General features: G+C 36.7%; 24 protein-coding genes and 1 pseudogene. 14 read left to right on the top strand and 11 right to left on the bottom strand.

Features of this window, described 5'->3' with window-relative positions:
• Positions 1 to 121: 121 nt before the first annotated feature.
• From JMN12_RS05445 to JMN12_RS05420, 6 genes are read left to right on the top strand one after another with little or no spacing between them, the layout of a single operon-like run.
• On the top strand, positions 122 to 2,269 hold the full coding sequence (locus JMN12_RS05445) for a S46 family peptidase (protein ID WP_088594678.1): 2,148 nt from the start codon (positions 122 to 124) through the stop codon (positions 2,267 to 2,269).
• A 44-nt stretch (positions 2,270 to 2,313) separates the two neighbouring features.
• Positions 2,314 to 3,342, top strand: coding sequence for a hypothetical protein (locus tag JMN12_RS05440; protein WP_238423822.1), 1,029 nt, complete (start codon positions 2,314 to 2,316; stop codon positions 3,340 to 3,342).
• A gap of 36 nt (positions 3,343 to 3,378) precedes the next feature.
• On the top strand, positions 3,379 to 4,380 hold the full coding sequence (locus tag JMN12_RS05435) for a hypothetical protein (protein WP_203137778.1): 1,002 nt from the start codon (positions 3,379 to 3,381) through the stop codon (positions 4,378 to 4,380).
• Positions 4,381 to 4,416: 36 nt separating this feature from the next.
• Positions 4,417 to 5,190: a hypothetical protein gene (locus tag JMN12_RS05430; protein ID WP_203137776.1), complete on the top strand. Its 774-nt coding sequence runs from the start codon at positions 4,417 to 4,419 to the stop codon at positions 5,188 to 5,190.
• Positions 5,191 to 5,248: 58 nt separating this feature from the next.
• On the top strand, positions 5,249 to 5,911 hold the full coding sequence (gene deoC / locus JMN12_RS05425; RefSeq protein ID WP_198474346.1) for a deoxyribose-phosphate aldolase: 663 nt from the start codon (positions 5,249 to 5,251) through the stop codon (positions 5,909 to 5,911).
• A complete protein-coding gene (locus tag JMN12_RS05420; protein WP_203137774.1) occupies positions 5,911 to 6,675 on the top strand; it encodes an exodeoxyribonuclease III in 765 nt (254 codons plus the stop codon). The genes deoC and JMN12_RS05420 overlap by 1 nt, the downstream gene beginning before the upstream one ends.
• Before the next feature lie 83 nt (positions 6,676 to 6,758).
• Here JMN12_RS05420 and JMN12_RS05415 read toward each other — a convergent pair whose 3' ends face one another.
• From JMN12_RS05415 to JMN12_RS05375, 9 genes are all read right to left on the bottom strand, one after another.
• The gene (locus JMN12_RS05415) at positions 6,759 to 7,766 is read right to left on the bottom strand and encodes a beta-ketoacyl-ACP synthase III (protein ID WP_203137772.1); all 1,008 of its coding nucleotides are present in this window, start codon (positions 7,764 to 7,766) and stop codon (positions 6,759 to 6,761) included.
• Positions 7,767 to 7,776: 10 nt separating this feature from the next.
• Positions 7,777 to 8,739 (bottom strand): type I phosphomannose isomerase catalytic subunit, encoded by a 963-nt coding sequence (locus JMN12_RS05410; protein WP_203092751.1) that lies wholly within the window; start codon positions 8,737 to 8,739, stop codon positions 7,777 to 7,779.
• Positions 8,740 to 8,815: 76 nt separating this feature from the next.
• Positions 8,816 to 9,178, bottom strand: a complete 363-nt coding sequence (locus JMN12_RS05405) for a hypothetical protein (protein ID WP_238423821.1) — start codon at positions 9,176 to 9,178, stop codon at positions 8,816 to 8,818.
• A gap of 104 nt (positions 9,179 to 9,282) precedes the next feature.
• Positions 9,283 to 9,465, bottom strand: a complete 183-nt coding sequence (locus JMN12_RS05400) for a hypothetical protein (RefSeq protein WP_238423820.1) — start codon at positions 9,463 to 9,465, stop codon at positions 9,283 to 9,285.
• A gap of 40 nt (positions 9,466 to 9,505) precedes the next feature.
• Positions 9,506 to 9,895, bottom strand: coding sequence for a hypothetical protein (locus JMN12_RS05395; RefSeq protein WP_203137768.1), 390 nt, complete (start codon positions 9,893 to 9,895; stop codon positions 9,506 to 9,508).
• Positions 9,892 to 10,473 carry a hypothetical protein gene (locus JMN12_RS15180; RefSeq protein WP_238423819.1) on the bottom strand — a complete coding sequence of 194 codons (582 nt, stop codon included), beginning with the start codon at positions 10,471 to 10,473 and terminating at the stop codon, positions 9,892 to 9,894. Before JMN12_RS15180 ends, JMN12_RS05395 begins: the two co-directional genes overlap by 4 nt.
• A 3-nt stretch (positions 10,474 to 10,476) precedes the next feature.
• A complete protein-coding gene (locus JMN12_RS05385; RefSeq protein WP_203137764.1) occupies positions 10,477 to 10,956 on the bottom strand; it encodes a hypothetical protein in 480 nt (159 codons plus the stop codon).
• 149 nt (positions 10,957 to 11,105) lie between these two features.
• Positions 11,106 to 11,930 (bottom strand): alpha/beta hydrolase, encoded by an 825-nt coding sequence (locus JMN12_RS05380; protein ID WP_203138009.1) that lies wholly within the window; start codon positions 11,928 to 11,930, stop codon positions 11,106 to 11,108.
• Positions 11,931 to 11,951: 21 nt separating this feature from the next.
• Positions 11,952 to 12,671, bottom strand: a complete 720-nt coding sequence (locus tag JMN12_RS05375; protein ID WP_203137762.1) for a nitroreductase family protein — start codon at positions 12,669 to 12,671, stop codon at positions 11,952 to 11,954.
• Positions 12,672 to 12,827: 156 nt separating this feature from the next.
• On the opposite strand from JMN12_RS05375, the gene rsmH reads away from it, so the two are divergent.
• The 7 genes from rsmH to JMN12_RS05340 all read left to right on the top strand — a co-directional run bounded on the left by rsmH (position 12,828) and on the right by JMN12_RS05340 (position 21,905).
• Positions 12,828 to 13,742 carry a 16S rRNA (cytosine(1402)-N(4))-methyltransferase RsmH gene (rsmH, locus tag JMN12_RS05370; protein ID WP_203137760.1) on the top strand — a complete coding sequence of 305 codons (915 nt, stop codon included), beginning with the start codon at positions 12,828 to 12,830 and terminating at the stop codon, positions 13,740 to 13,742.
• 23 nt (positions 13,743 to 13,765) lie between these two features.
• On the top strand, positions 13,766 to 14,092 hold the full coding sequence (locus JMN12_RS05365; RefSeq protein WP_009412953.1) for an FtsL-like putative cell division protein: 327 nt from the start codon (positions 13,766 to 13,768) through the stop codon (positions 14,090 to 14,092).
• A 23-nt stretch (positions 14,093 to 14,115) separates the two neighbouring features.
• Entirely contained in the window at positions 14,116 to 16,134 is a 2,019-nt protein-coding gene (locus tag JMN12_RS05360) for a penicillin-binding protein (protein ID WP_088594669.1), read from the top strand.
• Positions 16,135 to 16,310: 176 nt separating this feature from the next.
• Complete coding sequence (locus tag JMN12_RS05355) at positions 16,311 to 17,045, top strand: hypothetical protein (RefSeq protein ID WP_088594668.1); 735 nt, start codon at positions 16,311 to 16,313, stop codon at positions 17,043 to 17,045.
• A gap of 18 nt (positions 17,046 to 17,063) precedes the next feature.
• A complete protein-coding gene (locus tag JMN12_RS05350) occupies positions 17,064 to 18,527 on the top strand; it encodes a UDP-N-acetylmuramoyl-L-alanyl-D-glutamate--2,6-diaminopimelate ligase (RefSeq protein WP_088594667.1) in 1,464 nt (487 codons plus the stop codon).
• A 238-nt stretch (positions 18,528 to 18,765) separates the two neighbouring features.
• Positions 18,766 to 20,484 carry a hypothetical protein gene (locus tag JMN12_RS05345; protein WP_203137751.1) on the top strand — a complete coding sequence of 573 codons (1,719 nt, stop codon included), beginning with the start codon at positions 18,766 to 18,768 and terminating at the stop codon, positions 20,482 to 20,484.
• A gap of 95 nt (positions 20,485 to 20,579) precedes the next feature.
• Complete coding sequence (locus tag JMN12_RS05340; RefSeq protein ID WP_198467501.1) at positions 20,580 to 21,905, top strand: hypothetical protein; 1,326 nt, start codon at positions 20,580 to 20,582, stop codon at positions 21,903 to 21,905.
• 315 nt (positions 21,906 to 22,220) lie between these two features.
• Here the strand turns inward: JMN12_RS05340 and JMN12_RS05335 are convergent.
• A pseudogene (locus JMN12_RS05335) lies at positions 22,221 to 23,792 on the bottom strand (IS1182 family transposase); the annotation flags it as partial.
• Between the two features lie 212 nt (positions 23,793 to 24,004).
• Between JMN12_RS05335 and JMN12_RS05330 the strand changes: the two are divergent.
• On the top strand, positions 24,005 to 24,676 hold the full coding sequence (locus JMN12_RS05330) for a hypothetical protein (protein WP_198467502.1): 672 nt from the start codon (positions 24,005 to 24,007) through the stop codon (positions 24,674 to 24,676).
• Here the strand turns inward: JMN12_RS05330 and JMN12_RS05325 are convergent.
• Complete coding sequence (locus JMN12_RS05325; RefSeq protein WP_203137749.1) at positions 24,673 to 25,470, bottom strand: helix-turn-helix transcriptional regulator; 798 nt, start codon at positions 25,468 to 25,470, stop codon at positions 24,673 to 24,675. The genes JMN12_RS05330 and JMN12_RS05325 overlap by 4 nt on opposite strands.
• Positions 25,471 to 25,888 lie beyond the last annotated feature (418 nt).

Genomic DNA, 25,888 nt, shown 5'->3' with positions numbered 1-25,888 from the left:
ACGATTGACAATTAAAAAATAATACGTGTAGTGTTCAATCGGCAAAAGTACAAATAATTTGTCAATTAGTTATTTATTAGAAAAATATTCCCTACATTTGCACTTTAATTAAATCAACACTATGAGAAAAATTAACCTCATTCTACTACTTCTTATCTCTTATCTCTTACCTCTTACCTTAACAGCTCAGCAAGGTGGTATGTGGATTCCTTCTCTTCTTGAAGGTATGAATGCCAAGGAAATGAAATCCTTAGGAATGAAAATGTCGGTAAGCGATATTTATAACATCAACAAATCGAGTTTGAAAGATGCTGTGCCCCACTTCAATGGAGGGTGTACTGCTGAAATGATTTCTAATCAAGGGCTCTTGCTCACCAATCACCATTGTGGTTACGGACAAATACAAGCGCATTCTTCAGTACAAAATGACTATCTCACTAATGGTTTTTGGGCTAAAAATCTATCAGATGAGTTGCCTAACAAGAATTTAGAAGTTACTTTTATCGTTCGTATTGAAGATGTAACTAAAAAAGTACTCGCTGATACACAAAACCTCAAAGATGAAACTCTTCGCAATGCCCAAATTGAACGCAATATAGCCTCTTTGGTACAAAACTCACCTAAAGAAAGTTGGCAAGAAAACCGCATTCGTGCATTCTATGAGGGTAACCAATATATCCTTTTTGTAGTTGAAACCTTTAAAGATGTACGTTTGGTAGGCGCTCCCCCTTCAGCTATTGGCAAATTCGGTTCAGATACCGATAATTGGGTGTGGCCTCGCCATACGGGTGATTTTTCTCTCTTCCGTGTCTACGCTGATAAGAACAATCGTCCTGCCGAGTACTCCAAAGACAATGTGCCCTATCGCCCTAAATACTTCTTTCCTATCTCGCTCAAAGGAGTGAAAGCGGGTGATTTTACAATGGTTTTTGGTTATCCTGGTCGCACTGAAGAATACCTCCCAGCAGTTGCTGTAGAGCAAATTGTAAATGTACTCAACCCTGCTAAAATAGCCATTCGCGATGTGGTACTTAAAACACAAGACGCATTTATGCGCTCCAATCCCGAAATTAAAATAAAATATGCCTCTAAATATGCCAGTGTTGCCAACTATTGGAAAAAATGGATAGGCGAAACTCAAGGTTTGAAAAAATCGAACGCTGTGGCTATCAAGCGTGCTCAAGAACAAAAATTCATAAAAGAAGTTGAAAAACGCGGTAAAAATGCTGAATATGGACATATTCTACCTCAATTTGCCGAAAAATACACTCAAATTCAAGATTACGCTTTAGCAGCTGGTCTCTACTCGGAACTCGCTATGCGCAATATCGACCTGATTGCTAATGGTTATAAAATACTCCAACTCCGCAATGCGCTGCGTGAAAAAGGCTCTCAATCGTTTGCTGACCGAAAGAAAAACCTTTTAAACAACTTTGAAACTGTATTTAAAAACTACGACCTCAATGTAGATAAAGCTGTGTTTGAACAAGCGATTAGCTATTATGCTAAAACAATGCCTAAAGCCTTGCTATCTCCTAATCTTCAGCAATTTGACGCACACGCTTTGGCTGATAAACTCTATAAAGAATCGTTTTTAGCCTCTAAAGCCGAAATGGATAAAGTACTCAACCTCCCCGATGACGCTTTTGAAAAACGTCTCAAAAACGATGTGGGAGTGCAATTTGTAGAGCAAATCATCTCTCATTTCTACGAAACTGTAATGCCTACTTATCAAAACTTAGATGATGAAATTACAGCACTACAACGCACCTATATGAAAGCTATTTTAGAGTTTTCTAAACCTCAAGACCGCATCTTCCCCGATGCTAATAGCACCTTGCGCGTTACTTATGGCAAGGTAGCAGGCTATTCACCTTTAGATGCTGTAACTTATGATTATATGACCTATTTAGACGGGGTAATGGAAAAATATGTACCGAACGATTACGAGTTTGATGTACCTGCTAAATTGCGTGAACTCTATGAGAAAAAGGACTACGGTATTTATGGCGTTAATGGCAAAATGCCCGTGTGCTTTATAGCGACCAATCACACCACAGGAGGAAACTCAGGAAGTCCTGCTATTGATGCGCAAGGCAACCTCATCGGGCTCAATTTCGACCGCGTATGGGAAGGCACAATGAGTGATATTCACTACGATCCTAAAATATGTCGCAACATAATGGTAGATATACGCTATGTGCTTTTCATTATAGATAAATACGCTGGAGCAGGCTATCTGTTAAACGAAATGAAACTGGTGAAATAATGACGAGTTGCGAGTTACGAATGACGAGTTACGAATTACAACTAATGAAATATTTTATCTCTTTTATTTTAACACTATTGTTTGCTGGCTGTAATCTCTTTCAAGGAAAACAACCAGCAGGGGAAAGTATTGCGGTAGAGGAAAAGCAGGAAGAGGCTTTACAGATACAACAAGAGGGAGAAACTTTTGTGCCTATAAAAAAAGAAGGCTATGTAATCAATTATAAGGCACCTTTGTATAGAATTCCTGATATAAATTCTCCTACAGAAGAAGCAGAAGGATATTTTGGGAATTGGCAGAGAATAACGGGAGAGTCAGAGCATTTTTATAGAATAGAAGATGAGGAAAAAACGTTCTTTTTTCTCAAGAAAGATATAGGGAAATGTGAAGAAATAGAGTTTACAAAGGAATCTTTGGAACGATGTGATAACATTTTTATCAATGGAGAGGGAGAAAAAGATCATACAGATTTCTCACAATTCTTATCAGTAACACCTATTGGTAAGGAAGAATATTTGAAAGAACAAGAAAATGGAATTGATTTATTGAAAAAAGATACCCTTTTGCACTCTAAAATCAATCAAACGCTTGTTTTTAATTGTAAAAATAAGATTGTAAAATTCAAAGATGAATTGGAGGAAGAGCAAGATGATTCTAAAATATATGAATATGAAGGGTATATAGAATCATTAGGGCAATATGTGGTTTCACAATCAACTTCGGGGTGGATAAGATATATCTTAATAGATGAAATAACGGGGAAACAGATAGAAATAGATGGTTTTCCTTATGCTTCACCTGATAAAAAGCATATCATTTGCTTAATAGAGGGAATGGATATGTCAGGTTTTATAATTCTTTATGAAATAAAAAGTCTTTCACCTTTTAAAATAAAGAAGAAATTGCATATTCTACTCTCACATTGGACACCTTATGATGATAAAGGAAAAGATATATTTTGGGATAAGGAAGAGAATCTTTATGTTTCTATCAATAAAGAAACGTGCTTTTATATAAATTATACGAAATATAATCCTTTGCGAAAGTATATCAAGATAGGAATTAGGAATTAGGAATTAGAAATTAGTAAATAGCATTATAACTAATCTATGAAATACTTTATCTCTTTTATTTTAACACTATTATTAGCTGGCTGTAACCTCTTTCAAGGAAAACAGCAGGCAGGGGAAAGTGTTGCGGTAGAGGAAAAGCAGGTAGAAACGTTTGTGCCAGTGGAGAAGGAGTTGTATGTGATAAATCCTACAACTGAAATTTATTCTACCCCTGATACAACGGCTAAACTCAACTTAAAGTGTGAGTTAGGAGAGCTTGTAGAATTAGAAGCTGAGTCGAAGCATTTCTATAAGATAAAATCACCTGCGGATTGTTATTTACTGAAAGAGAATATGGGTGCATATAACGAAATCCCACTTACAAAAGAGATTTTAGAAGCAGTTCAGGAGTTAGAAGAAGATGAAAAAGAATTTGATATATCTAAAGAAGGGAAAAATCTATCTGATTATTTTACTATTTCACTCATATCAAAGCAAGAGTACCAAAAAGAATTGAAAAATAAAGTAGATTTCAGAACTCCGATAAAAAATTTCACCTACAAAGAGGGAGTGCTTTACATCAATCATCAAGCTTATGAAGTAGAGAAAGAAAATATAGAATGGAGTAATTGTGAAAAAGTATGGTGGATAGCACCTTTACAACGTTATCTTGCCTACATAACATACCAAGGAGATGTAGCATATGGATTTTTTATTTTGATAGAGAAAGACACAAAAGAAACAATAAAATTAGAGCAAGAACCTTTTCTTTCTCCTGATTTCAAGTATTTATTTTGTACAACGAACCCCACATATATGAATTACACAAAAATATCTTTGTACAATATCCGAAAAGATAGCATTCCTCTTATTGAAATGGTAGCTCAAACAGAAATTAATTATTGGATGCCTTATCACACAAAAGAAACACCTTTGTTTTTTAGCAGTAATGGAAATATTTACGCCTCTTTTAATGTTGAAGGGCTTTTTTGGGAAGGAAGGAAAGAAGTTAAACTTAATGATCAGCGAATGTATATCAAGATAGGAATTAGAAATTAGAAATTAGAAATTAGTAAATAGCATTATAACTAATCTATGAAATACTTTATCTCTTTTATTTTAACACTATTATTAGCTGGTTGTAACCTCTTTCAAGGGCAACAGCAGGCAGGGGAAAGTGTTGCTCCTACTGAAGAACCTCAAATACAAATAGAAAATTCTGCTAAAGAGGATAAACCTACAGAAAAGGAGCTTTTAGAAACAATGGGAGACACTTCTGATACTAAGGCTTTGGGGAAATATTTTACTATAGAAAAGGTTTCGAAGCAGGAATACCTACAAGCATTGAAACATCGCTATTATTTTCTCACTAACGACAATTTAAGAATTGAAAAACAAGATGGTGTGATTGAGCTTCCTTGTAAAAATAAAACTGTTACATTTGAAGATACAGAAGCATCAGAGGAGTTTGGAGATGCTGAAAGATATGATTATTTAGGTGAAATACCTGATTTAAATCAATATCTAGTGAGATATACAGTTTATAGAGCTCAAGAAATTCTTTTTATTGATAAACAAACAGGTAATCAGACTAAAATGGAAGGCGAACCGCTCTTATCACCTGATAGAAACTATGTAATAGGGACATATAGTGATGTTTTGGGAACATTTTTAATGTTTTATAAAGTAAAACAAGCGAAATCATTCACTTTAAAAAAACTTATTACTGTTAGCCCTCAATATTGGACAATTGATTACAGTGAAAAAGAAGCAATATTCTTTAGCAAAAACAACTATCTGTATATATCTATAACATTTAAAGAAAATTACAATCAACGAGAATATATTAAAATAGGTATTAGGAGTTAGAAATTAGTATCGTACTCATCTCTTACCTCCTACTTCTTACCTCTTAACTAAAAAAACTATGGAATTAAACAAACTCATTGACCACACGCTTCTGAAAGCTACAGCTACCATTAGCGAGATTGAAACTCTTTGTAAAGAGGCTGTGGAGTACGATTTTTATTCGGTATGTGTGAATAGTGGCTATGTAGCAACCGCTAAAAAATTCTTAACAGGTACTGATATCAAGGTATGTAGCGTAGTAGGCTTCCCCTTAGGAGCAATGTCGGCTAAAGCTAAATATTTTGAAACAGGTGAAGCCCTTGCCGATGGTGCTGATGAAATTGATATGGTGCTGAATGTAGGTTGGCTCAAATCAGGGAAAACCAATCAAGTATTGGACGAAATTATCGCTCTTAAACGCTGTACAGGTGAAAACCGTGTGCTGAAAGTCATCCTCGAAACTTGTTACCTTACTGATGAAGAAAAACGCTTGGCTTGCCGTTTAGCCCTTGATGCTAAAGCCGATTTTGTAAAAACTTCTACAGGCTTTGGTACGGGGGGCGCAACACTCGCCGATGTAAAACTGATGAAAGAATGTGTGCAACATAAGGCTAAAGTGAAAGCCTCTGGAGGTATACGCGACTATGAAACAGCTATGCAATACGTAAACCTTGGTGTAGAGCGTATAGGTACTTCTAACGGAATTGCTATCTTAAAAGGAGAGAAAGGAAGTGGCTACTAATGAAGATTATCAGTTACAATGTAAACGGTATAAGGGCAGCCCTCACCAAAGGCTTTGCCGATTGGCTGAAAAGTGCTAACCCCGATGTATTATGTCTGCAAGAGATAAAAGCCTTTGAAGACCAGATACCTACAGAAGTATTTACTGAATTAGGGTATACTTATCAATATTACCATAGTGCCGAAAAGAAAGGTTATAGTGGTGTGGCTATTCTCTCTAAAATCGAACCTAAACACGTGGAAGTGGGTACGGGTATTGACTATATGGACAAGGAAGGACGGGTGCTTCGTGCTGATTTTGAGACACTCTCAGTAATGAGTCTCTATTTGCCCTCAGGTACGAACCCCGATCGTTTGGATTTCAAACTCACTTTTATGGCTGACTTTCAAAAGTATATTGATAAGCTCAAACAAACAGTGCCTAACCTCATTATCTGTGGTGATTACAACATCTGTCACGAGGCAATCGATATACACGATCCCGTGCGCAATGCTACTGTATCAGGCTTCTTGCCCGTAGAGCGCGAGTGGTTAGACAAGTTTATGAAGAGTGGTTTTATTGACAGTTTCCGTTATTTCCACAAAGAGCCACATCAGTACTCGTGGTGGAGCTATCGCGCCAATGCTCGCAACAACAACAAAGGTTGGCGGATTGACTATCATTTAGTATCTGCCCCTTTAGAAAACCGAATGGAACGTGCGCTTATCCTTCCTGAGGCAAAACACAGCGACCATTGCCCTATTGTATTAGAGATTAGGAGTTAGAAGATAGCTGTTAGAGAGATAAAAAAAAGCTGTTGAACAAATTGTAATGTTCAACAGCTTTTTTATTGTCTGCCACGCTGTGGCTACCATCTTATAATGGCACTTGCCCAAGTGAAACCACTACCAAAAGCAGCAAGTACTACGAGGTCACCGTCCTTGATTTTGCCTTGTTGAACTGCTTCGGTAAGAGCAATAGGCACAGAAGCGGCGGTAGTGTTACCATATTTCATTATATTGTTGAACATCTGCTCATCAGTGAGTTTGAATTGGTGTTGTACAAATTGTGAGATACGCAAATTAGCTTGGTGAGGAATCAGCATATTGATATCTTCACGAGAAAGTCCGTTAGCTTTTAGTCCTTCTTCAATCACTTCGGCAAAGCGCACTACAGCATTTTTAAATACAAACTGACCGTTCATATTAGGATAATAACTCACATCATCAGGGTCGTTTTCAGCCAATATTTGAGGCACCCATTTGGTACCTACCCCAGGTGCTATCATTGCCAATTGCTCGGCGTGCTCACCTTGACTGTGCAAGTGAGTAGAAAGAATACCGCGTTCGGGTTCATCAGAGCGAGAAACGATAGCAGCCCCTGCACCATCGCCAAAAAGCACAGCCATATTGCGACCGCGAGTGGTCATATCCAGCGCAGGCGATTGGGTTTCAGCACCTATCACAAGGATATTTTTGTACATCCCCGTTTTGATATACTGGTCGGCTACAGAGAGCGCGTAAAGAAAGCCCGAACATTGGTTGCGAATATCAAGTGCCCCTACGTTAGGCAAGCCCAATTCTTTTTGTACTAATACCCCGCAACCTGGGAAATAAAAGTCGGGACTGAGGGTTGCAAACACAATAAAGTCTATTTCTTCTTTATTGATTTTAGCAGCTTCAATAGCTTTTAAGCTCGCTTTTACCCCCATTGAGGTAGTGGTATCACTGCCTTTTAGGGCGTGACGACGCTCTTTGATACCAGTGCGCTCTTGAATCCATTCATCACTGGTATCCATTAGTTTGGATAAGTCGTCGTTAGTAACTACATTGTCAGGGACGTAAAATCCTAATCCCTTAATTCTTGATGTATACATATTTTTAGTTTTAGATAAACACTTCTAATAAATCCATTCCTTTGGTCTTTACCTCTAATTTGTGGCAAGAAGCAGGGAAAAGCACTGTTTCACCTTGTTTGATAGGCAATTCGGTAGTGCCATCACCAATAGTACCTTCACCTTTTACGCACATATAGATATGGAAAGAATCATCGGCAGAGAGTTGTTTTTCATATCCTGCTGTAAGTGGCAGTAAATTGGTGATAAAATAAGGGCAATTCACCACTTTGTTCACCTCATTAGCATTTTGAGAGTACTGCACTTTAAAGTCGTCTTTCTTCTCATAGTCGATTGCATCGAGAGCGAGTTCAGTGTGGAGTTCGCGCAAGTTGCCATTTTTATCGCGACGGTTGAAATCGTATACGCGGTAAGTAATATCGCTGGTTTGTTGTATTTCGGCAATGATAATTCCCTTACCTATGGCGTGCACTTTACCTGTATTGATAAAGAAAGTATCGCCATCTTTCACTTTTTCGTAGTTGAGAATATCAGTAAGCGTACCATTGTCTAAATGCTGTTGATACTCCTCTTTGGTTACTGTTTTGTTGAAGCCTACAATCAATTCAGCACCTGCATCAGCGTGAAGCACATACCACATTTCGGTTTTACCAAAAGAATTATGGCGTTCTTTTGCCAATTTATCGTTAGGATGCACTTGTATAGAAAGGTCTTCGCGTGCATCTATAAATTTAATAAGGATAGGGAAATCGCGACCAAAACGCTGGTGTACGTGTTTGCCGAGCAGTTCATTAGGGTATAAATCAATGAGTTCTTGGAGACTTTTACCTTCAAGAGCTCCATTGGCTACTACAGAGATATCGCCTGGTACTCCTGATACTTCCCAGCTTTCGCCTGTAATATCACTTTCAATAGGTTTGTTGAATAATGTTTTTAGTTTAGTGCCTCCCCAAAGGCGTTCTTTGAGGATTGGTTTAAATTTTATTGGATACATTTTTATTAAGGTTGTTAATTAAACAGGGCAAAGATAATAAATAATTACGAATGACGGATAATGAATGACGATTTTTTCAATTAAATAGTCGTTTCTTATACTGTTGATTTCGATAATACAGCATAAAAATATAGGCAGGAATTGCTATAACAGCCGATAAACCCACAGCTAAAGTAGGCAGCATTATAAGTCCGTATATCACAAATGTAATAACATCTATGGTGAGAAAATAGTTTTTGGAATTGAAAGAAGTTATCTTTTTCAGAACAATAGGGAGGAGTATATAAAGTAGGAATGGAGCAATAATTAAGAGTTTGTTGATAGTATTCAGCACCCAATCACCGTGTCTATACGATTCAAAAAGTAGCATCATAGGTGCAGCAAAAGTTCCTACAAGGGCTTGTAATCCTTCTAATGAAAAGGAATGTAGCTCAGGCATTCCCAGTTTTGTTATATGATTGAATACATTGTAGAAACAAACTAATATTATATAGCAAATGACTATAATATAGCCATTGCGCTTTATATTTTTAGTGAATAGGTTCATATTTTCTTTACTTCATTTTCAAAATCAATATTTCTACTTGGATACCAACCTACTATCATATCCATTACATCTTCCAATGTATCTATATATGATTCTTCTGTTTTATCATTCTGCAATTCGATGTCGGATTTAAGGAATATCTGATATATTTCCTCTTTAGAAAAGCCTTTTGTATACAATAGCAAGGCATATTCTCTTAATTTTTCTACAGAATTGGGTTCATATAATAAATCTTCTAATATCTTGATAAAAGAGATAATCCAGCCAAAAATCGCTGTCAAAAGTAATCTTTTCAGCCAATAAAAGCACTGCTTTGTCTTTCCACTGCACCACAGAAGGCAAAAGAGCAGTCTTGCTAAATAAATTATCTATACGTTCCTGATACTTCTCCATATCATTTGAGATATACACCTCACCTACAAAGTAATACAGACAATGCAGGAAGAATTCTTGTTCAGGGCACGCCTTGTCATTAGCTAATTGGAAAACCAAATCATCATTTTTTCCATTCACCACATAAAGATCCCAATCGGAGTCAGGCCATTTTTCATTATGGGCTAACCAAAAAAGTATATCTTCATTATCGGGTTCATAAATATTTTTAATCATAATTCAGCAAAATCTAAAAATTTAGGTAGTTCAGCTAATTGTAAAAGAGCTTCTTTGAGTTTTTCATCCACAATACAAGTATAATAACCAAACTGATTCCAATTAGATAGATAAAAACCATTTAAGCCTTCTGGTATTTTTGAAGTATCCAATACCAGTTTACTAAAAAAATCAAATTGTTTTCTTATAGAATGTTGTCTATCAACACAGTCCAACACTTTTGTAAAAGAAAGCATTTTGTATTTATAAGGAAAATTACCATCAGGAACCACCGTCAAAAAAGTAATTCCTTTTAAATCCTTAAATAATTCTTCCTGAAAAATATCCTCCCTAACCAAAATATGTCTCTTAGTCCTTTGAAAAGGAGACATCTTTTCTTTTTTAAACAAAGAAATATCTTTCACTACCTCCCCTTGATGATTAAGCGCTTGTATCTTCAACACATCCGAAGACTGAAGCGTGTAGTTTTCAGGAAATTTCACATCCTCATTATCCCCTATCACAAAACGATAAGCAAAAGTAAAATACTTCCGCCACAACTTATTATCCTCTTTAAAGATAATTCTAAAATAAGCCATAATCTATTTGTATATATAAATATTCACAACACTTAATTTCTGAAAAGCATTTTCAAACTTATACTTATCACAGAAAAGAGTTCTTTCTTGTAAAAAAGATTTTGCCTGCACAGCGGAGGAAAAAAGAGAATATTCATTAAGTCGTTTTTTATATTCTACACAAAAAGAATTGTCAATTCTTAGTATCTCATTGTATATGATTGAAAAGCCTATATAGAAATCATCAATTGGCTCATATAAATAGCCACAATCTACACCTATTTGTTTAAAATTGTGGAGTTCGCAACTATCTTCACTGAAGTATAATAAATGAAGATTATCCTTAAAAAGACTTTCCTTTTCTTCCAGAATACGCTCAAGATATTTTGTTTCTACAAAATAATCATCTACTATAGGATATTGAAAAGATTTTTGCCCCCATAGAGAAATATTTCTATCAAAACCTAAGTAATTAGTGTTATCTGTTAAGATGATTCCTTTCATTGCCACTTATATTTTACCTTTACACTATATCTCCATTTCTTACAATATTGGTAATTTTATATATTTTCATTTGATAAATTAATTATTAATGTTTAGTCATTAGTAAATTGGGACACATCGGCAAATTGACAAATCGACTAATCGATTCATTATCTCAAGTTTTTCAGCATAAATTGTGTCATCATCTCTGCTGTTTGCGCTTCTTTGGCAGTAAACAAATGGTCTCCTCTTTCAATAAGACTTACCTTACAATGCTTGTAGAAAAAAGGCAAATTCTCGCTATAGGTATAGGATATCATCCGATCACCTGTGCCGTGAATCACCAGCACCTTGCCTTTGTAGGTACTCGCTTTCTGAATAAGTTTACAGCGTTGTGCTGAGAGGATATAGTCTTTCCCCACAGTTACTTTCCCTCCAAAAAAGGAAAGCTCCTCAGGCACATTCAATGGGTCGAAAGTGGCATCGAACAGTACCCCTTGTGATAGTATGTCGTGAATTGTAGAAGCAGGTGCTAACAAGCCTAATGCTTTAACGTTTTTCTTCCCTAATTCTGCACTCAAAAGCATAGCGATAGCCCCTCCTTGCGAGTGTCCTATCAAGCCTATCTTACCTACGAAAGGCAGTTTTTTAGTAAATGCCATTATGCGTCGTGCATCTTCTAACTCATTGTCTAACGACATCTTCTTAAAATCTCCTTCACTTTCGCCGTGTGCATTGAAGTCAAACCGTACAGAGGCAATGCCGTGTGCGGCTAAGCTATCCGCCAAAGTAACATATAGCTTTTTGTCTTTATTGCTGGTCAGTCCGTGAAAGATAATCACAGTAGGGATTTTCTGAGATTTTTTCACAGTATCAGGGGTAGTTACCACTCCGTGAAGTGTTCCCACAGCTCCTTGAATAGTTACAGGTTCTGTTTTAGCATTTGCCCAGTGAAAGGCAAGTAAAAAACTAAGAATTAAAGTGCTAATTTTCATATTTACTAATTTTCCCATTTGCTAATTATTTCTATAAACTTCCTCAAACGGCAATCTAAACCTTTCACCCCAGATACCGCGCTCTTCACGAATTCCACAAGTGACAACCATACTCACTTCAGCCCTGCAAGGCAAATGCAATAACTTCTTAATACGTCTGCTGTCGTAACCCTCTAACGGACAAGTATCGTACCCTTCCTCTGCCATTGCAAGCATAAAAGTTTGCGCTACAAGTCCACAGCTTTTGTGTACACTCACGCGAATATCGCTTTCGGAAAGTTGTTGCATCATAGGGCGAAACCAACTGGTAACCACTCCAAATAGTTTACGGAATCCGCCTAACAAGCCAAAAAAACGACTGTACACAAAGGGCATCAGTTTGCCGTAATATGCCTCTTTGTCTTTAATGCGTTTGGTTTGCCTTTCGAGCGGACTGTTGCGCTGTACATTACCGCGTTCAAAATCCAAAATCATCTTAGCGTGCGCGCGGTGCTTGTCTTGACGGGTAACAAAAACCACCATCTGTTGTGCGGTGACAGCCGTACGCTGGTCGAGACAGGCGTGAGCGAGCTTTTTAAGTAACTCTTTATTGGTAATATGGTACAGCTCATACAGTTGCATATTCGAACTAGTAGGTGCTAATGTAGCGAGCTGAAGGCATTCACGCACCTTTTCCTCACTGATGGGCGTAGGCGCATAATAGCGTACCGCCCTACGAAAGTTTAAAATATCTTTTAACATAGAATTAGTGTTTAGTAGTCAGCTAAATTTCCTGACATTTCTTATTGATTTTTATTTTGTAATGACAAAATTACAAAAAGAAACTGAAACGAACAAAATATTGCTAATTCGCTAATTATTTGTACCTTTGCCCTCTGTTTTAGAACATTTTGTAATATGAACGATAATTCCTCTTATCACATTCCCGTTTTGTTGCAACAAAGTGTTGAAGGTTTGGCAATTAAGCCCAATGGCACTTATATAGATGTCACTTTTGGCGGTGGTGGTCATTCGCGTGAAATCCTCAAACATTTAGGCAATGAGGGGCGACTTTTTGCTTTCGACCAAGATGCTGATGCAGCTGCCAATGCTATAGCCGATGTCCGTTTTACTCTCATTCAACAGAATTTCAAATATTTGCGACAATACTTGCGTTTCTATGGTGTTACGCAAGTGGATGGGGTTTTAGGTGATTTTGGGGTTTCTTCTCATCAATTTGATGTCGCCGAACGCGGCTTTTCTACTCGTTTTGAAGGTACTTTGGATATGCGTATGAACCAAAATACAACGGTTTCGGCTAAAGAAATTGTAAATGAATATGATGAAGAAGATTTAAGCCGATTGTTTTTCAGTTATGGTGAGCTGAAAAACGCCAAAGCTATCGCTCGGGCGATTATCAATTATAGAGCACAGAAGCCTATTTTGTTAGGCAGTGAGTTACAAGAGGCTGTAAAGAGTTTTTTACCCAAGTTCAAGGAAAACAAAGTGTTGGCGCAAATCTATCAGGCAATACGCATAGAGGTGAATGGCGAAATGGAGGCTTTAGAATCGTTTTTGTTACAACTACCCGATGTGGTGAAACCTGGGGGGCGCATCAGTCTCATCAGCTATCACTCGCTTGAAGATCGTGCCGTGAAACGCTTTATACGCGACGGACAATTAGAAGGCGCCCCCGAAAAAGATTGGTTTGGCAATGTGTCAGTTCCGTTTAAAAAAGTAGGCGGACTTATCACTCCTACCGATAGTGAGATTGCAATGAATAACCGAGCTCGCAGTGCTAAACTTCGCATTGCTGAACGCATAAACTCTTAATTCTTAACTTTTATTCTAAAAAAATGGGAAGAGCTACCGACGAAATTAAAAATATACTACGCGGAAAGTTTTTTGTAGGCAAAGACGCTTTTAAAAGCTGGATGTTTGTAGGCTTTCTGTTTGTGCTGATTATCATAATGATTACCAGTTCACAGCGGGTAGATGCCAAAGTACACCAAATTGCTAAACTGAATGAAGAGGTGAATGAACTCAAAAGTCAGTTTGTAGATGTGCGTTCGCGCTTACAAAAGGTGCGATTAGAGTCGTCGCTGTTAGAACAATTAGAATCTAAAGGACTCAAGCAGCCTGAGAAACCACCACAAAAAATTAAAGTAATTGTAGAAGAATAACAAAACAATAAGGAGGTAAAGCATTGGAAAAAAGCGACAAAAAAATAACTGCACGCACTTACTTTGTAGCATTGGTAATCCTGCTGATGATTATAATAATAGCCGTAAAACTCATCAAAATACAAATAGAAGGTGATGAATATCGCGCCAAAGTAGACGAAACTACTTTGCGTGAGGCTGATATTATCCCCAGTCAAGGCAATTTGTATTCCGATGATGGGAGTCTATTGGCTACCTCGGTAACTCGTTATGATATTCGTTGGGACGGGATAGCCCCTTCTAAAGCTAATTTTAACAAATATGTAAAATCGCTAAGTGATTCCCTTTCAAAGATGTTTGGTCGTCCAAGTAACTACTATTTGAATCTACTTAAAAAAGAACGCAATTTAAAGAACAGATACTTACTTATCGCAAGTAATTTAGGCTATAGTGAATACGCACGTATCAAAAAATTTCCACTGTTTGACAAAGGCCCCTACAAAGGGGGAATCATTATAGAGAAAAACATCAAACGCGAATATCCGTTAGGGGGGATTGCTCACCGCAGTATTGGTTATGCGCGTACCGATGAAACTGGTTACACTACCCGTGTAGGGCTTGAAGGTGCTTATGCCAATTACCTTTTGGGTACTAAAGGACGACGCTTAGAACAGAAAATCGCCAAAGGACAGTGGAAACTCGCCAGTGGGTTTGATATTATAGAACCTAAAGATGGTTATGATGTAGTCTCTACTATCAATATCAACATACAAGATATTGCACACCACGCCTTACTTACCCAGCTTAAGAAATACAAAGCTCAGCACGGTTGCGTGATTGTAATGGAAGTGAGTACAGGCGAGATAAAAGCTATTTCCAATCTTGAGTTAAACAAAAAAAACGACACCTATGCCGAGCGTTATAACTTTGCTATAGGCGAAGCTCACGAACCTGGGTCGGTATTCAAATTGATGACAGTTGTCGCTGCTATGGAAACCCGCAATATCGATACCACTTATGTAGTGGATATAAAAGACGGAAAACAACAGTACTACGATAAGACTTTTCAAGATTCACAACACCATTTCACGGGGCGCATTAGCTTAAACAAAGCCTTTTCGGTATCCTCAAACGTGGGGATGACTGAGTTAGTACACTCACTATTTGCGAAAACCCCTTCAGATTTTACCACTCAATTGCTAAAAATGAATCTCAATCAGCAGTTAGGCTTACCCATCTTAGGTGAAGGAGCTCCTTTTATTCCTACACCACGCGACAAGCTATGGAGTGGGGTGACCCTCGAATCTATGGCCATAGGTTATGCCGTAAAAATTACCCCTTTGCAGAGCTTGGCTTTCTACAACGCTATTGCCAATGGGGGAGTGATGGTAAAACCCCGAATGATCAAGGAAGTAAAAGAATGGAACAAAGCAATAGAAAAGTTTAATGTAGAGATTATCAACGGAAAAATTTGCTCTAAACAAACTGCCGATAAAGCTAAGGGAATGCTCGCCGATGTAGTGAGACGTTCGTATGGATCAGGACACCGACTTTATTCCCCCGATTTTTCGATGGCAGGCAAAACAGGAACTGCTCGTAAAAACTACGCCAATGCGGATGCAAGCAAACTGAGTTATATATCCTCGTTTGCAGGATTTTTCCCAGTAGATAACCCAAAATACTCGTGTATAGTAGTCATTCACGAACCCGACCGCAGTGTGGGGATTTACGGTGCCGATGTATCGGGACCTGTATTCAAAAGTATAGCTCATAAAATCTATACTAATTCACTGTTGATGGACACCGTAGAAGATGTGGAAAATGTATCGGGAAAAACTACTAAAAACTATGAAGATTACTATGCTAAGGCTGCAAAATACAAAACAGTAATGCCCGATCTTACAGGTATGAATGTAATGGATGCTATTGCTTTACTCGAAAATATGGGCTTACGAGTGAAATTCTCGGGCGAAGGCAAAGTAAGTAGCCAATCGGTTGCCAAAGGTGCCAAAGTAGCGCGCAATACCATAGTAGTTTTACAGTGTGGAGAATTAACTAATTAGTCAATTTGTCAATTAGCAAATGATTGCGTCTCTACACTTTGCCAAAGTTTCAGACTTTGGCAAAGTTGATTACTCTGATAATCAATCACTTTTAGAGTACGTTGTGTAAGGGCGTTTTGCAAACGCCCCCAAAGAAAAACTTTTTGAACAGCCTCTTGAACTCTTAAAATGATAAAATGAAAATATTCTTTATCACAACATTCGTTTTCATCACCTCATTAGCTGTAGCGCAACCTTGCTCTTACAAAGATTTAGAGCAAACAATAACAAGTCTTTATACTAAAGTAAAACCTTGCAATCTCTCTATTGCTAAAATGGATTTTACTCCTGTTCTTTTATATAAAGAAACTGATTTTTTAGGTGCGATTGGCACTCACAAAAAGCGATTGGTAGTTCAGTTTACAAGTATTAAAAAAGATAATACACAACCATCATTATACCAAGTAGAAGGCTGGACACGTGTAGCTAAAAACACCCGTAAGTTTAGAGGAACTATTATTATAAACACACTAAAAACACTCGTAAATTCTGAAGAAACCAACTTTAAGGAAGAAGGAATTGCTGAAGGTAACTTTCTTTTTGATGAATATGAAAACCTTCCTGCAACTGGTATTTTTAAGGGGAAAGTATTACTTTGTTGGGCTATTTCTAACAAAGGAAATTTAGAGTATAACGATTTCTATGAAGGAGCTGACCCTTATTTCAACAATGCTTTTATTGGAACGTGGACAAGCAAACAAACACAGAAAACACAGCAAGTAAGTTGGGCATATTATCGCGTACCTTGTTCAGGTGATTTAGATATAGGGGCAGGAGAGTTTATTCCCAATAAGAAATACTTAAAATACGGCTGGGACGAATTTATCAACGAAATGAAAGCCCAATACCCTGGCTATGCTCCTTATAATTAACAAATTGACTAATAACTAATGACTAATTTAAACACATTACTTAAAAACATCTCTATAAAGGCTTCTCTTTATGAAGAAGACAAACCTATTACTTCTGTTTGCTTTGATTCTCGCAAGGTGGAAAAAGGAAGTATGTTTGTTGCTATTTCTGGCACTCAATCTAACGGACACGAATATATAGACCAAGCCACTCGCAATGGGGCAACCGCTATCGTCTGTGAGCAATTACCCCAATTGCTCTTCCCTGATGTGAGCTATATCATTGTACCTAATACCCATAGTGCCTTAGCTCTTATCGCGGCTAACTTCTATGGCAATCCTTCCGAAAAACTTACCTTAGTAGGTGTTACAGGCACTAACGGAAAGACTACTATTGCAACGCTTCTCTACCAATTGTTTAGAAAAGCAGGACAAAAAGCAGGTTTGCTCTCTACCGTAGCAGTATACGTAGACGACCAGCGTTTTGAAGCTACCCACACCACCCCCGACCCTCTTCAACTAAATCATTATCTGCATTTAATGGTAGAACAAGGGGTGAAATACTGCTTTATGGAAGTCAGTTCGCACGGTATCGACCAGCATCGCACCGAAGGGCTACAGTTTGCAGGTGGTATTTTCACTAACCTCACCCGTGATCACCTCGACTATCACAAAACCTTCGCTGCCTATCGCGATGTGAAAAAGCGTTTCTTTGATGCGTTGCCTGCTACCGCTTTTGCCTTAGTAAACAACGATGATAAAAATGGGGCTTTTATGCTACAAAACACCAAAGCCCAAAAGAAAACTTACGCTCTCAAAACCTATTCAGATTATAAAGCATATATCATTGAGAGCAGATTTGACGGCTTGCTGTTGCGCATCAATCAGCACGAGGTATGGACAAAACTCATAGGGGAGTTCAATGCCTACAACCTTTTGGCGGTATATGCAGCAGCTACACTTTTAGGTATTGACGAACTTGAGGCGCTTACACTCATCAGTGCTATAGAACCCGTGGCTGGGCGTTTCCAGTACGCTGTATCGGCTACGGGAGTGATTACCATCGTAGATTACGCTCATACCCCCGATGCCCTTGAAAACGTTCTAAAAACCATCAACGATATACGCACTCACAACGAGACACTCACTACTGTAGTGGGTTGTGGGGGCAATCGCGACAAAGGCAAACGCCCTATAATGGCTGATATCGCTACAACCCTCAGCGATAATGTCATCCTCACTTCCGACAATCCTCGCAACGAAGAACCTGAGACGATTCTTGCCGAAATGGAACAAGGGGTACAGCCACAACACTTCCACAAAGTACAAACCATCACCGACCGCCGTCAGGCAATACAATCCGTTTGTAAGAACGCCCAAAAAGGCGATATCATCCTCATCGCCGGTAAGGGACACGAAACTTACCAAGAAATTAAAGGCGTAAAACACCATTTTGACGACTTTGAAACCGTCCGAGAGTTTTTGGAATTGTACAAGAAGTAGCAGTTAGGAATTAGAAAATAGAAATTAGACTTTGCTAAGAGTCCCAAAACTCTTAGCAAAGTTTTTTTATACTAAAAAACTCTGGTGTGTATTGTTGTAAGTTAAGCAAGAAAAAAGTATAAAAAATATAGCATTGATAATCAGCAATATAAGAAAATTGTTAATAACTTTTTTGCGTTTTACTTATATCTGAGAGAAAAAACGATATATATAGATAATATTATTATTTTTTTTTCTTATGGAAAAACAAAAATCATTAATGCAGTTGCCAGTGGCACTGCTCGGTCAGTCAAAAATGACTATGCGCGTGCTTTTAGAACGCGAAATTGTTGAACAAGAGCGTTATATTAAGGAAACGCTCCAATTGCTTGAACTGCCTTTCAAAGAGACTTTTCACCCCACTATTGAACGAAAGCAGAACACTTTCTCGGTGAAAATGAAATCGTTGTTTCGGCAAAATGATTTTGAAAGAGTGCAAAAAGCCTTTCCGAAAGGTTATGTGTTATCTCCCAACAGTTTTATAGGTGAGCGCATAGAAAAACAATTTGTACACATCGCGATTCCTAACCAAAGTACTCGTTGGGTACATTTGAGCGAATTGTTCTGCGCTCAACAATTCAGAAATGCAGCTATGACCTTGCCTATTGCCTTAGGAATCGATAATCACAACCTACATCTCGTTGATTTAGCTACCGAAACACATTGGTCTATTAAAAACGATACCCCAGTCAACAACTACAAGGGGTTACAACTCGTATTGTTGTCGTTGTTGTTTTGGCAAACGCCTAAAAACGTTCAGTTGGTATGGATAGATAGTAACAATACCTCGGATAATGCTCTACAAGAAGTTATCGCACCTTATGCTTTTACTACCGCTACCGAACCTCAAGAGGTGTTGCAAGCACTAATTGCCGAAAATGAAAAACGCTTGAAATGTGAGAGTTGTGAGCCACGTATAATAGTGTTTATCAGTGATGCTTACGCATTGTATCAGCAATATTCTGAATTGTGGGACACCTTAGAGGAGAGTTTTAAACAAGGCATCCACCTCATCGGTAGTTTTGCCGATTATGTGCAACAGCAAGCAACCGTAAAAAAGGTCGTCGATTTTCACAAGGTATTTGATACAATGCTTGAGTATAAGCACGATAACACTCTGTGGTATGAGCGGACTGAGATTTTAGCCCCTTCTTTTGAAGAAACTATCTTTGAAAAGATTGTAGCCTTTAAAAAAGGAGAGATTTCGCGCAAAACTATGATTGTAGCCGACTTGCATAGAGCACAAGCACTTGGCGAATACATAAACAAACTTTTAAAGCGAAGAAAACGCGACGGCAAACGCAAAGCTAATGAAAAGCTCAGCGTTAAAACGTTTAAGGACACTTTAGTCAATAGCTTGCTATACACTCAATTATGTAGTAGTGATGAGAAAGTAGCGTTTTCATTATTTTTGATAAGGCGTTTTTTCAACAGTATGGAGCGTGATCTTTTTGAAGAAATGCTTCTCCGCATCAGCAATGAGGCTACCTATCTTATCAGCGATACCCCTAAGAAAATCAGTAATGTAGCATATATAGATGTTCTAAAGAAAAGCGGGCAGTTGCTCATCAATCAAGAAGCGGTGTACAGTGCTATGCCCAATAGCGAAATAGTTCCCTTTGTAATCGACCACAGTGAGTATTATCCACCCTCTTTTTCAATAGCTATTCATCCGAAGAGAATTATCTCTCCCATTTTTGATGCGTTGCCCAATAACAACTATCCGCAACTGAGTAAGATAGTAGTCGCCCTTAGAGAGCATACTTCAACCATCACAGAACCTCGTGAAATAAAGGAAGTTACAGAGAATATCTTCCGCGACAAAAAGCTTGCTAAGGAGCTCAACCCTACAGTCCTCATTGCCGAAATAGAAAAGCTATTATCACAACAAGCATTTCAAATAGTGAATAAACAGTAAAAAAATCACCCTAACGTCCCAAATTTTAACATTTTATATTTGGCAGCAAGAAAAATAGTTAGTACTTTTGGGGCGTTAATAAAAACAAAAATCGAATGAAATACGAAAATGAATTTAAAAAGTGGCTTGAAGAAAACCGTTATGATAAAGGAACTATTCAAAGCCGTATTACCAATTGCAAAAAGGTAAATGAAAAGTACGACTTGTACGAGTATTTTACTAAGGGGAATACCCAAGAAATTTATAGGCTCTTTACCTATACTACCAAGGATATGGATAATGGTTTTAAACCATTACATAACATACCTATCAATGGCAATCCTTACACAGGTACTCATACCTATAAATATGCTATAAAACTCTATTTTGCTTTTTTAGCTTCTTATGAAATAGAAAATAAAAGAGTAGATTTAAGTGGCATACATATCTTTAAAGAAGAAGAGTACAAAACTTTTTTGGCTAAGAAAATTAAAAGTGTTAATGATTACATTAACTATGTAAAAAATGTATATAAATTATTAGGAAGTGAACTATTTCCTATAATTGAAGAGATTTATCAATTACGAACACTTCAATTATTACAAAACCTAAAAGAAGGAAGTGAGAAGTATTTATCTTCAACCTTCAAAAATGTAACATCTATCTCTAAATACATATCCGGATTCAAAAAATACCTTGATTTTATAGAAGAAATCATCTATAATGATTTTGATACTATAAGTGACCCTGATATCGATGATGAAACAGAGTTATTAGAGGAAGAAGAAGTAGAAAAACTTTTCTTTATTCCCAAAAAGAGCCATTTATATGAAGAAATACGTGAGAATTTTTTCAAAAGATTAACAAGTCAAAATCGATTCAATAAGAGAAGTGACTTTTATTTTCCTATCAGGTTCCTTCAACAATATTTTTACAAAACAGATGATAAGAAATACTTTGACAATATCATCAATCAACAAATCGAAGGGATTCAATTCTTTTACAATAAAGGGACTCTATGTGATGAAGTCAGAAATTTGAAAGAATTAAGCATTTCTGAAGAAGGTCAAGTGTTCATTAATGGTAATATGATTTTCTCTCAGTCTCCAAAAAACAATAATGCTTACATTCCTTTTGAAGTTGTCGATCTTTCAGAAATAGATATTGATCACAGAACTTCTATGAGTAAAATTCTCAAAGACTTGAAGGGAGAGAATTATTCTCAGTTAGTAAAAATAACAAACGCTTTAAATGAAAACATTAGAAAGCGTGAGAACAAGAAGCTTGCTAAGAAAGGGACTATTCTTTCAGACAATATAGAGTTTAGAAATAGTATTATCAAAGCAAAACTTAAAGAAGAGTTTGAGAATGTTGTTTCTAAAATGGAATTGCAGCTAATGCAGGGTTCCCATAACAACCAAAAACGGGATAAAACAATATAGTTTTGATTACAAAAACTATTTGAAAATTCTATTTTGTGAAAACATTTACAAAAAAGTATAATGTAAATATAATTGATTATCAATCATTCAGCTTTAGCAAAGCTTATGATGTAAAAATTACAAACGCAATAAGGTTAAGTAGTGAATATATTACAACACTAAAAAAAAGGCTGTCCAAAAAGTTTAGTTTAAACTTTTAAGGACAGCCCCTTTTTTTTGAGGATTACTCTATGGTTGGCTAAAAAAGATTGTTTTTAGAGTTCCTAAGCAGATTGGGCAAGGTAAAAAAAATGAAAAAGTAGTATTTTGAGGTGTTTTTACCATATTTTCATTGCTTTTTGCTTCTTTTTTGGCAGTAGTTGCCCTATTGGATACTAATTTTCTAAAATTATGCCCAACTGCCATTAGTAAAAACTCCATTTCTACCTTTTCTTTGCCTCTATGTGTAAACCGATTGAACTTATTATTACTTTTTAGTTGACCAAATACCGCTTCTACTTCTATCGGTCGCTTACTGCGATGATACCGCCCTTTTTCACTCATTAATAAGGTTCTTGCTTCTGTTTTTAAGTGATTTAATCGATAATTGACCTCTATCCTTCGGTTGCCTTTTGACTTATGACATAAGCCTCTTAGTAGACACCCCTCACACCTTTGTGCTTGATAATAAGTGACTTTTGATTCATATCCATTACTTGAAGTCCGTTTTCCTTTCCCTACATTACTCAATTTCTGTCCCATTGGGCATACATAATAATCCTCTTTTAGATTATAGTACATATTCTGAACCGAAAAAGGATCTTCTTTTTGTTTTTTCTTCTGCTCTTTATGAAAATAATTGTACTTCACATAAGCCTCTATTTCTTTCTTTTTCAGCATTTCGTAGTTCTCTTCACTACCATAACCTGCATCGGCACATACCTCCTTGCTTTGTTTCTGATAGCTCTTTTCAAAACCATCTAAATGGCTCTCTAAAGTATTGGTATCACCTGGTGTTTGGTGTATACTAACGTGAGTAATAAATTGATTTTCAGTGGATATTTGAGCATTATAAGCTGGTTTGAGCTGACCGTTTTTCATATGGTCATCTTTCATTCGCATAAAAGTAGCATCTGTATCTGTTTTGCTATAAGATTTTCTATCTCCCATTATTTTTAGACTTTCTTCATATTTTTCTAACTTTGGAAGATGCTCATTTTGAAGTTTTTCTAACTCCTTAGCTTGTTTTTTAGTAGGTTCTTTTAGCCTTTTATTAATCTCAGCTAATTTCTCTTTAAGCTCTTTGGTATTGATTTCTTTAGGAAGTTCTTGCTTAGTAATCTCTTGATTATCTGATTGTATGCTATCTTCTATATCAGAGAGCACTTTATTTATTTTAGCCTCTAACTTCTCCTTGTACTTCTCTACAGAACCTCTCCACACAAAAGTATATTTGTTAGCAGCTGATTCTATTTTTGTACCGTCAATATACTGTACATCAAGGCTTAGATAACCCTCTTTTACTAAGAGTTTTACTATTTCAGCAAAAAGTTTTTGCAAAGAATCTTTCAAAATTTTACCTCTAAAGTCATTGATTGTTCTAAAATCAGGAGTTGTACCTCCTGCAAGATACATAAGGGGGAGATTTTCTTTGACAGCAATAGCCATTTTGCGGCAAGAATAAATGTTAGAAAGATAGCTATAGAAGATTATTTTTATCATTGTACGAGGGTGGTATGCAGAACAGCCTCCACCCTTATATTTTTGAATAATATCAGTTATATCTAACTGATTAACAACCATTTCTACTAATTTAGCAGGGTGGTTACTATCTAACTTATCAAAAATATTCTCGGGGAAAAGTGTTAAAAATTTGTGAGGTTCAGATTTAAATGATACTTTTGCCATAGTGTTTTTTTTAGGAACCACAAAGATACAACTTTTGTGGTAAAACACCAAATAATAAGAGGCTATCTTTTGCCAGATAGCCTCTTTTTTATTCATTCCTGATAATCAGCCTGTTAAAACTTTTCGGACAGGCTCTTTTTTTACTATAGTATCACAAAATGATACACCTCCTATATTACCTTTGCCCTCAATAACTTATAATATCACACAATATGAAAACCTTTCAAGAACTTTTACAAGTTAGAGCTCCTAAAAAAATGACACTCCCCGTACCTTTAGGTGTATTTATCAAAGAAGTGAAATTTGTAGATATTGCTAAAATAAGTCCTATACTTATTGAGGGTAATAATCCTGATGAAAGACAACTATTAGTACAAGAAATACGCTGGACAATGCTCTACCATAAGCATTCTAAAAATGTACGAATGTTCTCTATCAATGCACAAGATGAACAAAAAATGTTCAAAATGCTTGCTATTTTACAAAAAGAAATAGCAAATCGATATGAAAAGCAGCATAGTAAGCACTATAAAGCTCCTCATATCATTGTGTTTATAGAAAATATAGAGAACTTTGCCATTACTCACTTTGAGACTTTAAAAAATATCTTCGAAATAAGTCAGAAAGTAGGGATCTACTTTGTACTATCAATCGGTAAAATAGAAAGGAAACACTATTTTAAGCACTATTTTAAGTTATTAGGACTGTGTAACTATCTTCTAATAGTCGCTGATAACTTAGTACAAAGAGCCAACTTACTCAAAATAACCTTACAAGAATGGAGCGATTTATACCATCAAAAAATCAATCGCGAGACCATAGAACTTCCTCTAATAAAGACTGATGAAGTTCAAGCTTTTTTAAAACTTAAATCAGCGAATTAATCCACTTCCAAATTTCTCTTCACTGCTTCTTGCCAATATTTTACAAAAGTATCTCGCAAGTGAGTAGGTTCTAATATAGTAAGCGACCAACTGCGTTTCATCAGTTCCATAATAAAGTCGAGAGTGGGTTTTACATAAAGTTCAAAGGTGATATGCGTTGCGGTTTCAGCTATAACCGTCTGTGAGTGGTGAATAGGCGAGGCTTTGAGATAGTTGCCATCGCGGTGATCAAACTGTAACACTACCTTTTCGGCTTTGGCATCGGTAAACATCCCAAAAGCATTGTAATACGTGCTGTAGAAGTCTAATTGCTTATTAGGACGGAAAGTAGCACCTATTTCTAACGAACGCACGCGCTCTAAGGCAAAAGCTTTAAAAGGCACACTGCTATCTTGTTTATCTACAGCCAATACATACCATTTATAGTCTTTATGCTTTAGTTTGTAAGGTTGTAGCGTATAGGCTTTGCTTTGCTTATCGCGGTAGTCGTAGTAAGTGATGTGCAGTTCTTTATGTGCTTCTATAGCCTCTATACAGTCGGCTATATGGTTTGTACCCGTATGCTGACGAGTTTCTGTAATCACGCATTCAGGTAATTTGCCGTCTTGGTTTTGCACGATAAACAAGATGTAAGCTGCCAATAGGTCATCTACTATCAGCTGATTTTCATCTTCGTATAGCGCATAAGTTTCATCCTCAAATCTCAAATCATAGTGCCATTCATCGCGTATTGTCTCTTTGTCGCGCTCAAACAATTGTCGGTTATACCCTTTTTCTCCTAAATAACTATCCATTTCTTTGTAGATTTGTTGGTAGTTAGGGTAAATTCCTCTTGACGAAAATAATTTTGTTTTCTATTTGCTTTTATCTCGTTATTCACTATCTTTGCACTTTGGCAATTCGGGACAATATAGTTCTATTTCTACATTCACAAAAACAAAAAACAACTTTTGCTCTAATTGTCATTTTTTTATTCCATCATATTTAGCTTTGTTAAATTTATAATTGTTATTTAATGTCAGTTCGATATAAAAGAATATTGATTTACAGCTTTATATCATAATATATTCACAAAATAATTCACCATCAGGTGGAAATTCGTGTGTTCACATACCCAGCTGTGAGCCCTCGCTGGCTTTGTGGGAGATTTATAATATTTTTTCTGATTTTTAAATAATTACTTACGCCGAACTCACGTTAATTAATAAATTA

The sequence above is a fragment of the Capnocytophaga genosp. AHN8471 genome (genome assembly GCF_016806945.1).
Lineage (GTDB): Bacteria > Bacteroidota > Bacteroidia > Flavobacteriales > Flavobacteriaceae > Capnocytophaga > Capnocytophaga periodontitidis.
Note: the sequence above shows the minus strand (reverse complement) of the source record. Positions and strands in the feature narration are given on the sequence as shown.